This is a genomic window from Halomonas sp. SIMBA_159 (genome assembly GCF_046536035.1).
Taxonomy (GTDB): Bacteria; Pseudomonadota; Gammaproteobacteria; order Pseudomonadales; family Halomonadaceae; genus Vreelandella; species Vreelandella venusta_A.
Map to the genome: position 1 here is coordinate 1 of NZ_JAWJBT010000832.1, position 263 is coordinate 263.

1 protein-coding gene is annotated in these 263 nt (G+C 52.5%); it reads left to right on the forward strand.

What is annotated here, in order from left to right:
• Nucleotides 1–35: 35 nt before the first annotated feature.
• Nucleotides 36–263: AraC family transcriptional regulator (locus tag R0J87_RS21550; protein WP_498888850.1), on the forward strand; the 228-nt coding region annotated here is incomplete at its 3' end.

The following is a 263-nucleotide window of genomic DNA, read 5'->3' on the forward strand; positions in this document are numbered from 1 at the left end:
GGTGTGTCGATAAACCGGGTTTGAGGAGTGGCATTATGTCGGACTACGATCGTATTGAGAGAGCTATGGCCTATATGGTCGACAAGGCAGCTGAGCAACCCAGTTTAGCTGATATAGCCGCCCATATACATCTGAGTCCTTTTCACTTTCAGCGGCTGTTTTGCCGCTGGGCAGGCACAACGCCGAAGCGTTTTCTGCAGGTACTGACGTTGGAGCGGGGTAAGCAGTTACTTGATGAGTCCCGCTCCTTGCTCGACGTATCG